The sequence below is a fragment of the Aliarcobacter cryaerophilus ATCC 43158 genome, from assembly GCF_003660105.1.
Lineage (GTDB): Bacteria > Campylobacterota > Campylobacteria > Campylobacterales > Arcobacteraceae > Aliarcobacter > Aliarcobacter cryaerophilus.
In genome coordinates, this window is sequence record NZ_CP032823.1 from 1380008 (window position 1) to 1393931 (window position 13924).

Annotated in this window: 17 protein-coding genes; 6 read left to right on the forward strand and 11 right to left on the reverse strand. The window is 24.5% G+C overall.

Features of this window, described 5'->3' with window-relative positions:
- Positions 1–228 precede the first annotated feature (228 nt).
- From ACRYA_RS06890 to ACRYA_RS06900, 3 genes are all read left to right on the forward strand, one after another.
- The gene (locus ACRYA_RS06890) at positions 229–561 is read left to right on the forward strand and encodes a hypothetical protein (protein ID WP_105917961.1); all 333 of its coding nucleotides are present in this window, start codon (positions 229–231) and stop codon (positions 559–561) included.
- 74 nt (positions 562–635) lie between these two features.
- The gene (locus ACRYA_RS06895; RefSeq protein WP_207796775.1) at positions 636–869 is read left to right on the forward strand and encodes a type II toxin-antitoxin system RelB/DinJ family antitoxin; all 234 of its coding nucleotides are present in this window, start codon (positions 636–638) and stop codon (positions 867–869) included.
- Between the two features lie 3 nt (positions 870–872).
- A complete protein-coding gene (locus tag ACRYA_RS06900) occupies positions 873–1145 on the forward strand; it encodes a type II toxin-antitoxin system YafQ family toxin (RefSeq protein ID WP_105915894.1) in 273 nt (90 codons plus the stop codon).
- 35 nt (positions 1146–1180) lie between these two features.
- Here ACRYA_RS06900 and ACRYA_RS06905 read toward each other — a convergent pair whose 3' ends face one another.
- The 10 genes from ACRYA_RS06905 to ACRYA_RS06950 all read right to left on the reverse strand — a co-directional run bounded on the left by ACRYA_RS06905 (position 1181) and on the right by ACRYA_RS06950 (position 8448).
- A complete protein-coding gene (locus ACRYA_RS06905) occupies positions 1181–1402 on the reverse strand; it encodes a hypothetical protein (RefSeq protein WP_105917960.1) in 222 nt (73 codons plus the stop codon).
- Positions 1403–1417: 15 nt separating this feature from the next.
- The gene (locus ACRYA_RS06910; RefSeq protein ID WP_105917959.1) at positions 1418–1897 is read right to left on the reverse strand and encodes a hypothetical protein; all 480 of its coding nucleotides are present in this window, start codon (positions 1895–1897) and stop codon (positions 1418–1420) included.
- Positions 1898–2060: 163 nt separating this feature from the next.
- Entirely contained in the window at positions 2061–2324 is a 264-nt protein-coding gene (locus tag ACRYA_RS06915; RefSeq protein ID WP_105917958.1) for a hypothetical protein, read from the reverse strand.
- Between the two features lies 1 nt (position 2325).
- Positions 2326–2856 (reverse strand): hypothetical protein, encoded by a 531-nt coding sequence (locus ACRYA_RS06920; protein WP_105917957.1) that lies wholly within the window; start codon positions 2854–2856, stop codon positions 2326–2328.
- A 59-nt stretch (positions 2857–2915) separates the two neighbouring features.
- Entirely contained in the window at positions 2916–5360 is a 2445-nt protein-coding gene (locus ACRYA_RS06925; protein ID WP_105917956.1) for a glycine zipper family protein, read from the reverse strand.
- The gene (locus tag ACRYA_RS06930) at positions 5357–5983 is read right to left on the reverse strand and encodes a hypothetical protein (RefSeq protein ID WP_105917955.1); all 627 of its coding nucleotides are present in this window, start codon (positions 5981–5983) and stop codon (positions 5357–5359) included. Before ACRYA_RS06930 ends, ACRYA_RS06925 begins: the two co-directional genes overlap by 4 nt.
- Positions 5980–6666 carry a hypothetical protein gene (locus ACRYA_RS06935; RefSeq protein WP_105917954.1) on the reverse strand — a complete coding sequence of 229 codons (687 nt, stop codon included), beginning with the start codon at positions 6664–6666 and terminating at the stop codon, positions 5980–5982. The genes ACRYA_RS06930 and ACRYA_RS06935 overlap by 4 nt, the downstream gene beginning before the upstream one ends.
- A gap of 8 nt (positions 6667–6674) precedes the next feature.
- Positions 6675–7469 (reverse strand): nucleotide-binding protein, encoded by a 795-nt coding sequence (locus ACRYA_RS06940; RefSeq protein WP_105917953.1) that lies wholly within the window; start codon positions 7467–7469, stop codon positions 6675–6677.
- A gap of 140 nt (positions 7470–7609) precedes the next feature.
- Positions 7610–8146 (reverse strand): phage replisome organizer N-terminal domain-containing protein, encoded by a 537-nt coding sequence (locus tag ACRYA_RS06945; RefSeq protein WP_208989767.1) that lies wholly within the window; start codon positions 8144–8146, stop codon positions 7610–7612.
- A gap of 41 nt (positions 8147–8187) precedes the next feature.
- Positions 8188–8448, reverse strand: a complete 261-nt coding sequence (locus ACRYA_RS06950) for a hypothetical protein (protein ID WP_105917952.1) — start codon at positions 8446–8448, stop codon at positions 8188–8190.
- 205 nt (positions 8449–8653) lie between these two features.
- On the opposite strand from ACRYA_RS06950, the gene ACRYA_RS06955 reads away from it, so the two are divergent.
- Complete coding sequence (locus ACRYA_RS06955) at positions 8654–9649, forward strand: hypothetical protein (RefSeq protein WP_121443298.1); 996 nt, start codon at positions 8654–8656, stop codon at positions 9647–9649.
- A 106-nt stretch (positions 9650–9755) separates the two neighbouring features.
- Here the strand turns inward: ACRYA_RS06955 and ACRYA_RS06960 are convergent, their stop codons facing one another.
- Entirely contained in the window at positions 9756–10886 is a 1131-nt protein-coding gene (locus tag ACRYA_RS06960) for a tyrosine-type recombinase/integrase (protein ID WP_105918321.1), read from the reverse strand.
- Positions 10887–11560: 674 nt separating this feature from the next.
- On the opposite strand from ACRYA_RS06960, the gene ACRYA_RS06970 reads away from it, so the two are divergent.
- Together ACRYA_RS06970 and ACRYA_RS06975 are read left to right on the forward strand one after the other, a co-directional pair.
- Positions 11561–13309, forward strand: a complete 1749-nt coding sequence (locus tag ACRYA_RS06970) for an HlyD family type I secretion periplasmic adaptor subunit (RefSeq protein ID WP_105918319.1) — start codon at positions 11561–11563, stop codon at positions 13307–13309.
- A gap of 3 nt (positions 13310–13312) precedes the next feature.
- Positions 13313–13921 (forward strand): response regulator transcription factor, encoded by a 609-nt coding sequence (locus ACRYA_RS06975; protein WP_105918318.1) that lies wholly within the window; start codon positions 13313–13315, stop codon positions 13919–13921.
- Positions 13922–13924: the final 3 nt, after the last annotated feature.

Here is a 13924-nt window from a genome sequence, read left to right on the forward strand (position 1 = left end):
CATAAAAACAAGCCCTACTGTCAAGTAGGGCAATGGCTCATTTATATTAATTATTAGCAATACGATTTAATAAGATAAGAAACAATACAAATAAACGATAATTTAATATATAATACGATTTAAATATATAATATATAGATATTTATATGGTAATAATGTAAATAATAAGATTTATATAAGATAAATACAGATAACATTATACGATATAACTAAAAAGTGAGATAATAGATGAATTCTTTAGAGTTAGCAAAAAAAAGAGCAAGAATTGAGAAAACAAAATCTAAAAGATCTAAATTAGATGAGCATATTAAAGCAATAGAGTATCTGCTTTTTGAGGAAAAATTTACTTTAAAACAGATTCAAGTTTTTTTAGAAGAGGATTGTAATTGTAAAGTTGCTTATTCAAATCTTCATGCATTTTGTAAAAGAAGATTTAAAAGTAGTAGTAAAGATAGTACAAGTATAGAACCTATAAAAGTAAAAGATGTAAAATCTAATGCTGAAGATGGAAAAGTACAAGATATAAAACCTATTGATATTTTTAAACATTTAAAAAGTTAAAATTATATTTTTAATTTTTTATAATATTGACTTTGTAGCACAAATAGGCTACAATAAATAAAAAAGGATTTAAAATGATGGATGCAACTGTAAGAGCTAGAGTTGATAGTGATTTAAAACAAGAAGCTGAAGCTATTTTTAAAAAATTAGGACTTAATACTTCTCAAGCAATAGTAATGTTTCTAAATATGGTAAAACTAAATAATGGTATTCCTTTTGAGATAAAAATACCAAATAAAGATACTTTAAAAGCTATGCAAGAAGCTAAAGATTTTAAAGGTGAAGAGATATCTCTAAAAGATTTATAAAATATGTATAAATTATTTAGAACAAAACAATTTGTAAAAGATTATAGTAAAACAAAATTATCAGATAAACATTATGAAAAATTTATAAAATTTGTTAGCTTATTACTTGAAGATAAAAAACTTCCAAGTGAAGCTTTAGATCATGAACTTGTTGGAAATTATATTGGTTTTAGAGAGTGCCATATTAGTGGAGATATGCTTTTAATATATATCATAGAAGATGGTTATTTAAAACTAACAAGAATAGGCACTCATAACCAGTTATTTAATAACTGATTATGAGTTAATCTAAGCTAATAATCTAGCTTGATTTATGAAATTTTAATACCAGCACTTTTAAATCTTTCATCATGCATTTCAAGTATTTGTTCATCAGTATATTTTGCTTCCAGTTCTTCTATAGTGTTATAGCCTAGTATCCACCAAGCAACATATACAGTTGTGCCATAAGTTATTTTTTCACCTTTATGATAAGCTTCCTCACCATAGATAGTTTTTACAGCTTTTAATCTTTTTTCATTTTTTTCTGACATTTTTGTTTCCTTTTTTTAAAATATTCCAGTATTTTTATATTGGGTAAATCTGCTATTATCCAAACCATTTTTTAACCCAAACATTCTTGCATATCCATCGCCATCTTCACTTTTAGACTTATGAAAAAATGAAAATAAACCTTTATATTTATCTATCTTAAAACTTAGTTTTAATTGATTTTTTGACAAATAAACATATAAGTATGCACTTCTTATTCTTGCCTGTTTTGATAAGCTTGTATCTTTAGATAATTTTTTCCATATATTTACATCTCTATTAAGTAGTAATGGATATAACTCTTTTTCAAAATCAAGTTGAGAATCAAAATATTTTTCATTTTCTAAAACTCTTACATAAGATTCTTTATCTCCTAATGTTAAAAGTTTTTTAGCACTTTCATAATCCAAGGAAGATAATAAGTTATACAATTCGGTTCTAGCACCATTTTTCCAATTATTCAAAGTTCGATATTCAACTTTTAATAATTTATTCATTTGCGTAGGTGTAATGATTAGCTCCTTTTTATATTTTCATTATAATTATAGGAAATTATTTCCTATATGTAAAGATAAGTGATTAAAAAATATATTTCTAAAACCTTTTCATTATATTCCTTAAATCGAAAGGAAGCCACTTTAAAAGTAGCTTCCTTTTTAACTATATTTTTGAAAAAGAGATAGTTTTTATAACAAGATAAAGCAATGGTAGTCCTGAAAGAATTTTTATAATTTTTTCATGTTCAGAGTTTCTTTTAAAAACTTCTATATTTTTTGATAATATATCAAGAGCTTTAATTATTGAAACTTTATCTTTAGAATCATATAAATTTTTAGCAAGATTTGAAATAATCTCTTTTCTAATATTTTTCATATTTGAAATTTCATTTTTTATAAGTTTATTTATGTAGATAGTATTGCTCATTTTATTCTCCTTTTTGTAAACAGTAAAGTTCATTAACTAAGATTGCTAAATCTCTTTTATAATTACGGGTTTTAAATATATTAAATTCAATATAAAGCTCAGTACTTCTTGATAAATCTTTAAAATGTTCAATTAGATATAGTTTATTTTTATAATATCTTATAAATAAATATCCAGTTGGATACTCTTTATCTTTCATTGTATTGCAAATGAATAGTAAACCATCAAATAATCCACAAGTAGTAGGATTAATAGCATTTATTAATCTTCTATCTGGTAAATATACAAATGGTTCAGAGAATTTAAAACTAGCTGAATTCATTTTTACAAACATAAAATCTATGTCATTATAAACTTCATCAGGAATATCATGTTTATTTGTTACAAACTCAAATCTATTTGGAATATCTTTTAATTTCATACCAGAATAAGTATCTATAATAAATTCTCCATTTTTAGCAATTATCTCTTCTCTTTGCTCATTGTTTTTTAATATAACTATTTCATCTGTTATTTTAAAATCTGTTGTCATAATTTAATCCTTTTTTTAAATTTTTGTATATGTTAAATACAAGAGTAAAATTATTACTCTTATATTTTTTGACCCCAACCAGTGGCATCACTTTTCATACTCTCTATTGCACTATCAAATCTATTTGTTCCTTGAACTTCTAAAATATCAGATACTGTTTCATGTAGTGTTATAATTATTTTATAAATAATAATAGTTGAAAAAACAGCTATTATAATCTCTAAGAAACCATCAAATAGATATATCTTAAGAGCTCCAAAATCATATAAATCATCTTTTGTGAGATTGTTGTTGTTTTCTAACATAAAAATAATCATCTTCTTACCAAATATATCACCTATTGTATGAAGTAATGAGTTAGCAGATAAGGCTAACCAAACGGATAAAACAAATATTGGTATTTCTACCATTGTTATAAATATCTTCATAGTAAATTTAAAAAATGCTTCTAAGTTTTGTTGAACAAACATCAAAGGCATTAAAAACAGACTTATAAAATGAAATACAAATATTTTTATTAAGATAATTACATATCTTAATAATCCAATAACTATAAGTCCTAAAATTGGAGTAAGTTGTAAAAGATTATAAGCAACTTCATAAGCTAATTTCATACCTAAAGCACCACCACTAATAGTTCCAATTGTTGCTCCTATAATAGTTCCTATTGGACCACCTTTACTACCAAATACAGCTCCAATTTTTCCAGAGTTTTCAGTTATTACTTGAAAAACAGTTCCAGCACCTGGAACAAACAGATATGGAATTGAACTAAAAAAACTATGTAAAAACTCATCATCTCCACCATCACCATCTCCAGTTTGAGCAATTTGTTTATTTAGTTTATCTAGTACTTCACTTCTTTGTGTTTTATATAAACCACCTATATACTCAGTTTGAAGTTTTAAAACTGGTAATCCTAATACTGATAAAAATCCAAAATCTCTATATAGTTCATATTGATTTGTTAATAAGCTCTCTATTGCAACTAATTTACCACTATTATCTTGATTAATTAAAATATCTTTTTGTTTACTATAATCTTCATATAATCTTTTATTACTAACGTAGTCATAATAGTTTTTACCGCAAGAACTTAAAGAGAAATCAGGGTAAACATCTTTATAATCATTATTTGTAGAAGTTGAGTAAGAAGATGTACTTTTTACTTCACCTTTTGGAGCTGGAGAGTAATATATAACAGAAGCATTATTTTTAATCTTACTCATGATATATGCCCATTTCTCATTTAATGGAAATGGTTGATTTGGATCTTGTGAATAGTGATGTTTATTATTTGAATCAAGTAATCCTGAATAGTTATACATATCATTAATACAAATACTCCAAAGGTCTTGATTAAATGTTTTTAATTTTTTATATTGTTCATATCCAGCAATAGTAGAAATTCCTTGATCTCTAGTCCCTACTCCACTTTTTTTAAGTAATGCAGATACTTCTGAATCAATAATTACTTTTGCTGCATCATCTGCCCAATCGTTAAATAAAGCATAACCATCTTTTTCAAACTCTTGGTATTTTGTTTTATATACTTCATATTGAGTATTTCCTTGAGTTTGAGTGTATGTTGTTGGAATAAAAAGTAAAACTCCAATAATAGCCATTAGTGTATATGGAATTAATCCATCAGGCTTTTGTCGTTTTTCCATTTTAGCAAATACATTTCCTAAAGCCTTTCTACTAACTCCTGAAACTCCAAAAAGTAAAATTATTAACACATAATAACTCATACTAATATCACTAAGACCTGTATATACTTTTGAGAAAGTTTCAGCATCAGCTAAAATATATTTTTGATTATCAATATATTCACCACTATTTACATCTTGATAAATTGACGTAAAATTATCTTTTAATTGAAACGTTCCAGTTGCTTCTGTTTTTTCAAAATCAACTACATCAGTATCTGTTAAAACAGCAGCAGTTAAAAGCTCAGGAACAGTTAAAAAGTCTTTATTGTTGTTTACATTAATAGAATTAGATATAGATTTAACTCTATCTGATAAAGGTTTGAATTGTGCATCTAAACCATTTAAAACAGCTATATTTTCTTTTTCTGCTTTCTCTAAATCTAAAGCATAAGCTTTTTTCATAGTTGGATAATATACATTAAATAGCCCTATTGGATTATAAATATCCCCTTTAATAGCTACCATACAAGTTACAATACCCTCTTTTGGATTAATATTATAAACTGTAGCAGTATATTTATCTGTAACAAATGAGCATTTTAAACTTTGTCTAATAGAACCTATACTAATACCACTATCAGGAGTGGTTGCTACATCTCTAATTAGATCATTACCATTTGAGATAATTCCATTTTTTAATAAAGCTTCACTACTCATTAAAATAAGTTCATCATCTCTATATTTAGCCATATTATTATTTTCAAAATCTCTTAAAGCTATATCAAAATTTGTTTGAGTAAAAGCAAATAAACTAGAAGTTAAAAATAATAGAAGTAGAGTAAGCTTTTTCATACTTTCTCCCCTACTTCAAAATTTGATATTTGTAATACTTTTTTTCTAGCTCTTTGAACAAATCTATAATCAAAAAACATAAAAACAACTACATAAACAGCTAAGAACTGTTTTAAAAATGTTCCAAATGCTACGAAATCTAAAGGTCTATCATTTCCAGATAACAAGAACGAATTTAATAACATTAAAAAACAAAATATAAATATAACTGTGTAAATTAATATTCTCAAAAACCAGTTACAGTTCCTAAGTCGCCACCATTGAAGTTTATTAGCTCTTATATAATTTTCTTTATCTTCTTTTTCTTTTTGGTATTTTTCAACATCAAAGTCTATAATAAACTCCAAAAATAAAAAACCAAACATTAAAATCATTGAAAGTATTTTAAAAAATCCAAACATTGAAATAATAATACTTTCAACAGTTGAATCAAAGCTATATGAGATAATAAAGCTTATAGAAATTTTTTCCATAAAATTTATGAAAAAATAAAAAGCAATATTTGTAGATACATACAAAAACCATCTAAAATAATTATTTAATGGTTGTAACGTTTTAAATAATAATCTATGTTTATCAAAGATTGATAGCCACATAAGGGCTATCTTTATTGCTATTTTCATTTGTTTTCCTTGTTGTAAATTTTTATTATCAAGTCTTTATTTGAGTTATATCCTGCTAAAAAAGATGGTGCTTTATCTATTTGTGCTTTCACAAACTCTTTATCATTTCCCATCAAAAAGAAAGATATATATTCATTGTTTTTTTGCATATAAAAAATATGATAAAGAAATAGTAATAATGCTCCTACAAAAAAACCTCCTATGAAAGTAGCCAAAAGAGTTTGAAACCGTAGAAACTTTGATGTGATGTTTATTTCTTCTTGCAATTTTTGTTTTGCTTTTACAAGAAGATTTCTGATATGTTCCTCTGCTTGTGGGATAACTTCTTTCAAATTTTGGACATTATTATTTAAATGTTTTGTTTGTATTTGTAGTTCAGTATTCTCTCGTTCTAATTTAAGAGCAGAATTATTAACTATACTTTTAAGCTTTGATTGAAACTCTGAAACATCTATATTTTTTGAAAACTGAGATATTTTTATTATCTCAGTTTCAATTTCTTTTAAAGATTTCAAATTAGAATTAAAATCAGTAAATTTTGACGTTAATACTTTTAAATCTTCAATATTTTTTATATTGCCTTCATTTAATTTTCTTAATTCCGAAATAAATAGTGACTTTTTATAGTCATAATTATCAAGTATCTCTTCAAGCTCTTTTTGATTCATAATTATTTTACTCATAGAAAAACCTATAGCAGTGCTTTTCTAATTGGTTTAAGTTGCTCAATTAACTCAACTACCATTTTTGCAAATCTGTATCTTTTATTATTTGCTTTAAATACATCTTGCCCCTCTTTAATCCACTCTTGGCGATAAGTATCAATATTTTGTATTAAATCTACCGAAGAAAGATAACTATCTAATAAACTTACTTTGTAAAAAATTTTTAAAATTGAAAATATATTTGAGTTTGAGAAAAAAAAGATATTATCAACCTTTAAATTATCGAGTTGATTAGGTATATCAAGATCATCACTACCAAATATATTGATAAATTGTTTTTGAATTTCATCTTTTTCCAAAGAAAAACATCTATTTAAAATTAGATTTATATTTGCAGATTTATCAAAATCTCGAATTAAAGTAATAGTGTCTTGTACATTTTTAACCTCGTCTAAATTATCTGTGACTGGTACATAATAGTTTAAACCTGATAGGTCTATCTCTTTTAATTTTTTCAATACTATTTTTGTATCATTTCCTCCGCCTACATCTGCTATATTGGTAACATTACTATCAGATAAACTACTAAATTGTATATCATCTATTACAATTTCACTATCTTTCAATTTTAAACTTTGATAATTTATGTAATTTGAATTTATCTTACTGTTATTGTTGTCGTCAATTTCAAAAAGATTTATTTTTTTATTTTGATTTTGTAGATATAACAATGTAGCAACTATACCTGATACTGTAGTTTTTCCTACACCACCTTTTGTCTGCACAATTACGTGTACATTTGATTTATTTTCTTTTTTCATTATGATTTTTCCTTTTATATTTTGTTTATTTTCAAAAGTTTGATTTTTATGGGCTTTAGCCCCGTTAAAAATCGAACCAACTACGGGTAAGAAACATCTCTTGCCCACTCTATACTATCCCCGTAGTTTTTGGGTATTTGCTATTCTAATACCTGATTATTGCGATTAGCAATATTTAAATCTTCAAGTTTTGATATTTTCATTGATTTTTTTACTTGAGATTTATTCCAATTTTCCCAGAACTCATTTTTTTCTTCTCTATCTCTATTATCTAGCTCTATCTCTTGTCGGACATGTCCTTGTTTTTTATTTAAATTGTCAGGACAATTAGAGGACATTGTCTTTTTATCTCTATACTCTCTCTTCTTTTCTGCCCACGAAGTTTCAGAACCTACCATATTTTGGACTTCTAGCATAAAAAAAGTACCATCTTCCCATTTTTCCATTAATCCTAGAGATATAAATGTATTAATAGCAGTATTAACAGTATCTACATTGCAATTTGTTATTGTGCTTAACATTTCAAGATTGTATGGGATGGCATCTTTAAATCTTAATGTTCCATTTGACTTTAAGCTTTTTAATAAAAGTTTAAAGTAGAAATTAATGTAATCTTTACCATTTTTTTGTGATTCAATAATTTTTATCTCATCACGCTCAAAAAAGTCTTCTTTCAATTTTAACCAATAGTATTTTTTATTTTTAGACATATTTGTGCCTATTTCGCTAGAAATTGTGCAGCATCAAAAATATCAAAACTATAGCTACGATAAGGGATACCATTTTTTCTTATGATTTCTTTAGATTTAAATTTAGGTAATTTATCTAATTCTTTATTCTTGATAATTTCATGAAAAGTAGTACTACTCATACCTTCAATTTGACAATATTGCCGTTGATTTAACTTTGATTTTTTTGGAAATGTTGTTTCGATTTTTCTTAAATAAAATTCAAGTTTTTCATTATTTTCATTATCCATATTTTTATCCTTTCATTTTTTTAAATTTAAAGATTTAAAAACATAAATGTTTAAATATCTTTTGTAATGTAAGTTTATATTTATATCTTTAAGTAATTATTATGTAAAATAGTTCAATTAATTATAATATTAGTTTTTAATGTACTATATTTCATAAAATATATAATTTTATTCACAAGTTAGCATACCAAAAGGGGTTAAAAAAATGAAAAAAGAAATTTCAAATTTTCTAAATATTTCTGAAAGAAATTACTATATTTGGAAAAAACAACAACATCCTATGCTTATTTCTCTACTTCATATCCTATTTTCTAATGAATCAGAATTAAATAATTATATTCAATTTAACTATTTAGCAATTGATTCAAATTCAATTACACAAATTGTAGATAAAAAAAAATATAAACAACTCATACTGCAAATATTAAATTTAAGTGAAAGAAATTTCTATATTTGGAAAAATGATGAAAATAAATCAAAAGCAATAACTATAGTTCAACAAGCAATTAGAAACGAGTTTGAAGCCCAATATTTTATAGATAATAATCAATTATATACACAAAATGATTTTAAAGATTTTGAAATAATTTTAGATTATTTAGTTACACCAATTAATGTAGTGTATGAATTTTCAGAAAAAACCAATTATATAATTTTTAATAAACTAGATGCAAAAAGAATCCAAATTGATGATAATTTAACTAAAGAAGAATATATAATGCTTATGAATAGGTATTTTATATTACAATCTTTTTATGATGTAACAGAAATTCAAAAATGTGTCAAAATAGAAAATGATAATGTTAGATTTTTATTAGCACAAACAATCATAAATAAGTTTGGTAAAGATGATAGATTAATGGATTTACTTACAACCAGAGAATTAAATCAAATTCAAAATAATATATTTCAAAATAATTTTAAACTTCAAAATAATAATATTTTCACATTAATTGATTTAATTAAAAACCAGCAACTATATAGCTTACTTCACTATATAATAGGAATTGAAGATAACACAAAACAAATAAAGTATTTTGATGCTTTTTTATTCTTTTTAGTATCTATGAATAATCTTGATCCTATTGATTTTTACAAAAATCACAAAAAACACCTTTATTCAAGGTCGAAAAAATATAATCTGAATTTAAAAGAAAATCGAATAAAGTTTTTTATTGATGTTTATAATTCACTACTTTAATCCAATGAAATCTTTATATATATGCTCATAATACTTAAATATTATGTATTATATTACAATATTTTACATATTTCTAAAAAAGATAAAAGCCACTAAAAACTTTTACTTAAAAATTTAATTTTTCTGTAGCTTGATGCCGTCGGTCATCTATTAAGTGACTATATCGCATTGTCGTTTCTATTTTCTTATGCCCTAATTGCTCTTTTATATGTAATATATCTACTCCACTTTGAGCCAACCAAGACGCATGGGTATGCCTCAAACTATGAGTTGTAAGCCTATCTTTATTCGCATTCTCATTTCCTGGTATTAACTTATCAACTTTAATTTGCCAATCTTTAGGCATTTTTTCATATTTATTTCCATGTATTGTTGGTATTACAAGAGTATTTATTTTATTTTTATAAAGGGAATTAACTACTTCTAAAACTCTATTACTCATTTTAATATATCTTGCATTTCCATCTTTTGATGATGCAAAAAAAATTAAATTTGTATTAAAGTTAACATCTGCCCATGTAAGCCTAGAAACTTCACTAAATCTAGCCCCAGTGAATAAAAGTAATACCGTTAGTTCATATAATCTTTTATTTTCTCTTTGTTGTAAAAGTTCAAGCAATTCTTTTGCTTTCTCTTTTGTAAAAAATCCTATTTTCTGATTTTCAACTTTGGGCATCCTTACCCTTCCAGAACCAATTGGATTCGTAAGATTTTTTATTAATTCGTTTTTAATAGCATGGTTAAATATATGCCTTGCAGTTGCTAATATATGCTGTACAGTTTTTGGAGCAAGTATTCTTCCAGTTTTTTTATCAACTTCTGTAAGCTTTCTTTGTTTTAATTCTTCAAAATCTTTAGGTTTAAGTGTTCGAGGATCACTCTTTGCTAAATATGATAAATGTTTATTATAAACTAGTAAATCATTGTGTTTCCAAGTTTTTTTATTTGCTTTTGCCCAATTTAAATAATCTTCAAATATATCTTCAAAAAGAACTTTAGCTTTTCTTTGTACTACTTTTGGAAGTTCTTCACCCGTAGCTATTTTATGCTTTACTTCTATCAATCTATCATATGCATCCATAATTGTATAATTTGACTGTTTTGTTTTCATCCCCACTTTTTTTAAACGGGGAGTTCCTTCTTCATTCCTGTAATTTATATAATAAGCAACATTTCCATTTTTATATTCATTTATAAAAATACCTGGATATTTACTACTTGCTTTTTTTAATGCCATAAATTTATACCTTATATTTAATAATATGAATTGTATCAAATCAATTCTAAAATTTTTAATACATTTTTAATACAAGATATGTAAAAGTTTATTAAAGTTAATAAATCTTTTTTAATCTAAAATCATTTATTAAGCTCTATTTTATCGATACTTTGAAGAAGTTTGTTAATCTTTGAAAAAGTTAGAAAATCTTTAAAAATTCGGCTCATAACCGAGTGGTCGAAGGTTCGAGTCCTTCACGACCCACCAGCTATTAATTTCACTACTTTTCAAAACATTCCAAAACGTTTCAAAACTCCCTTTTTATAGTATTTTGTTTGTTCCATTGTATTCCAATTAGTTCCATTAAATTCAGTTATAGTAAAAATTTTTTGCGGTACAATTCACGGTATAAAATTAAAAAATGGAATTAATCCTATTGAAACTAAAAATTCTAATTTTAAATTATAAAATACATTTAAATATATTTATGATAAATTGCTTGAACTACAAAAAAATGGTTGGAGTTCTTTCAAAGCAATTAAAGTTAATTTTAGCAACTTATTCAAAACTTCTAAAAAATGTATATTTTTATGTAATAAACATAATTAAGTATGTATTATGATTTTTTATGATATACATATTTTTTTCCATTTGTAGATTTAAATAAATATTTATATTTTAAAAGGAATAAGTTGAGTAATAAAGATAGTAATATAAGTTCAATAGATAAACTAACAAAGAGCTTTAGATTCCAAAACAGAGAGCTTTTAGATAATTATGTTATTTTAGCAATAACTGATAAAAATGGTATTATAAATCATGTAAGCACAAATTTATGTAAAATTTTTTCATATAAAAATTCTGAACTTACAGACAAACCTTACTCATTTTTAATTTCTAAAGATTCTATAAAAACTTTTGAAATACAATTTAATGACGCAAAAGATAATAAATCAATCTGGAAAGGTGAAATAAAACACTCTTCTAGTAAAGATAATATTATTTGGACAGATACAATAATTACTCCGCTTTTTGATGATGACAATGAACTAATAGGTTTTATATTGGCTAGTAATGATATTACTCAGGAAAAAAGACTTAAAAAAATAAATGAAGAAAATTTATTAAAAAAGAAATATGATAAAAGTATCTTAGAATTTATGCCAAGTATTAGTGCAGCTGTTTTACTAAAAAATGCAAGTAGTTTACATAAGATTTTATGGATTATTTGTTTTACTGTAATAATATCTTTATTATGGGCCTATTTTTCAAAAGTTGATGATATTGTTAAAACAACAGGTAAAATTATCACTACAACAAATATACAAACTATTTCAACAATATACTCGGGAAGACTGGAAGAAATTTTTGTAAAAGAAGGAACTTATGTAAAAGAAGGCGATACTCTTTTACAAATATCAACAGAAGATGTAAAATCTGATTTTGAAAAAAAACAACTTGAAAAGCTTACCACTCTTGCTAAAATTGTAAGAGTAACTGCAGAAGCAAATATGCAAAAGATAGTTCCAGATGAATATATTTTAGAAAAATATAGTGAGTTGATGAATAATGAAATTGTATTATTTGAAAGTAATTTAAGTAAATTAAATACAACTATAAATATACTTAATGAACAGATTATACAAAAAGAAAATGAGCTTAAAGAAAATGAAGGAAAGCTAATTGTATTAAGAAATAGTCACTTACTTCTAACTAAAGAAATAGATATTAAAAAAGTTCTTGTTAATGATAAAATAATATCTGAAGTAGATTTCCTACAATTAAAAAGAAGATACAATGATACGGAGTTAGAATTAAAAAATACTCAGTCGATGATACCAATACTAAAATCTTCAATTGCTGAATTATATGAAAACATTGAAGATGCAAAAGAAAAATACAAAAATGATGCAAAGAATCAAATTGTTGAATCTTACTCAAAACTTAAAACAATAGAAGAAGAGATAAATTTACTAAATGATAAAATAAATAATTCTATAATAAAATCTCCAAGAAATGGTACAGTAAATATAATTACGGTGAAAACAAGAGGAGAAGCTATCTCTCCTGGAAAAATATTACTTGAAATTATTCCTGAAACAGATTATGTTATTGCAGAAGCAAAAGTTTCTCCATCTAAAATTGGGTTTTTATATGTTGGAATTCCTGCGAGACTAAAATTACATGCTTATGATTTTAGTTTATATGGTGGCCTAGATGGAGAAGTAAGCTATATTTCAGCTGATACTATTTTTGATGAAAATACAAAAGAAGAAAATTACACTATTCATATAAAATCAAATCAAAAATATGTTGGTGACAATCAAAATCTTGCCATAAGACCAGGTATGACACTTGATGCTGATATAATTACTGGCAAAAAAACAATTTTAGATTATATTTTAAGACCTGTTTTAAAAACACTTCAAATAGAGGGGTAGGAAATGAAAATATTATTGTATTCAAAATCAAATTTTATAAAAGATGAGTTAAAGAAAGAGAACTCTTTTTTTAGAGAATTAACTGTTATAAAAAGTTTAGAAAATATAGAAAAAGATATCAAGTCTAATTCTTATTTGATAGTTTTACATCATTTAAATGATTTTGAAAATGATATAGATTTATTTTCAAATTTATTAAAAGAGTATAAAAATATATATTTAATAGCTTTATCAAATACACCTACAAATTTAGAAGGATGTAAACTTTTAAGAGTTGGTTACAAAAGTTATTTACATGCACTATCAAACTATCAAATCTTAAAAAGTGCAGTAGAGTCTGTAGTAACTGGAAATATATATTTATACCCTGAATTAATGCAATTTTTAGTTTCTCAAGTTGAAACAATTAAAGAACATAAATATAATAAAAATTTGGATATTTTAACACCAAAAGAGATGGAAGTTTTAAAACTTGTTTCAAAAGGTTATTCTAACTCTAAAATTTCAAAAGAGCTTGATATTGCTGAAGTCACAGTTAAAAAACATATTGGTTCAATGTTTCAAAAATTAGATGTTAAAGATAGATTATCTCTAGCTTTAATTTTAAAATAGATT

Coding starts and splice junctions, on each gene's coding strand:
- ACRYA_RS06960 (WP_105918321.1), bottom strand. CDS start 10,886: ATGGCATTAAAAAAAGCAAGTAGTAAATATCCAGGTATTTTTATAAAT.
- ACRYA_RS06905 (WP_105917960.1), bottom strand. CDS start 1,402: ATGTCAGAAAAAAATGAAAAAAGATTAAAAGCTGTAAAAACTATCTAT.
- ACRYA_RS06890 (WP_105917961.1), top strand. CDS start 229: ATGAATTCTTTAGAGTTAGCAAAAAAAAGAGCAAGAATTGAGAAAACA.
- ACRYA_RS06955 (WP_121443298.1), top strand. CDS start 8,654: ATGAAAAAAGAAATTTCAAATTTTCTAAATATTTCTGAAAGAAATTAC.
- ACRYA_RS06915 (WP_105917958.1), bottom strand. CDS start 2,324: ATGAGCAATACTATCTACATAAATAAACTTATAAAAAATGAAATTTCA.
- ACRYA_RS06975 (WP_105918318.1), top strand. CDS start 13,313: ATGAAAATATTATTGTATTCAAAATCAAATTTTATAAAAGATGAGTTA.
- ACRYA_RS06920 (WP_105917957.1), bottom strand. CDS start 2,856: ATGACAACAGATTTTAAAATAACAGATGAAATAGTTATATTAAAAAAC.
- ACRYA_RS06925 (WP_105917956.1), bottom strand. CDS start 5,360: ATGAAAAAGCTTACTCTACTTCTATTATTTTTAACTTCTAGTTTATTT.
- ACRYA_RS06900 (WP_105915894.1), top strand. CDS start 873: ATGTATAAATTATTTAGAACAAAACAATTTGTAAAAGATTATAGTAAA.
- ACRYA_RS06950 (WP_105917952.1), bottom strand. CDS start 8,448: ATGGATAATGAAAATAATGAAAAACTTGAATTTTATTTAAGAAAAATC.
- ACRYA_RS06910 (WP_105917959.1), bottom strand. CDS start 1,897: ATGAATAAATTATTAAAAGTTGAATATCGAACTTTGAATAATTGGAAA.
- ACRYA_RS06895 (WP_207796775.1), top strand. CDS start 636: ATGATGGATGCAACTGTAAGAGCTAGAGTTGATAGTGATTTAAAACAA.
- ACRYA_RS06940 (WP_105917953.1), bottom strand. CDS start 7,469: ATGAAAAAAGAAAATAAATCAAATGTACACGTAATTGTGCAGACAAAA.
- ACRYA_RS06935 (WP_105917954.1), bottom strand. CDS start 6,666: ATGAGTAAAATAATTATGAATCAAAAAGAGCTTGAAGAGATACTTGAT.
- ACRYA_RS06930 (WP_105917955.1), bottom strand. CDS start 5,983: ATGAAAATAGCAATAAAGATAGCCCTTATGTGGCTATCAATCTTTGAT.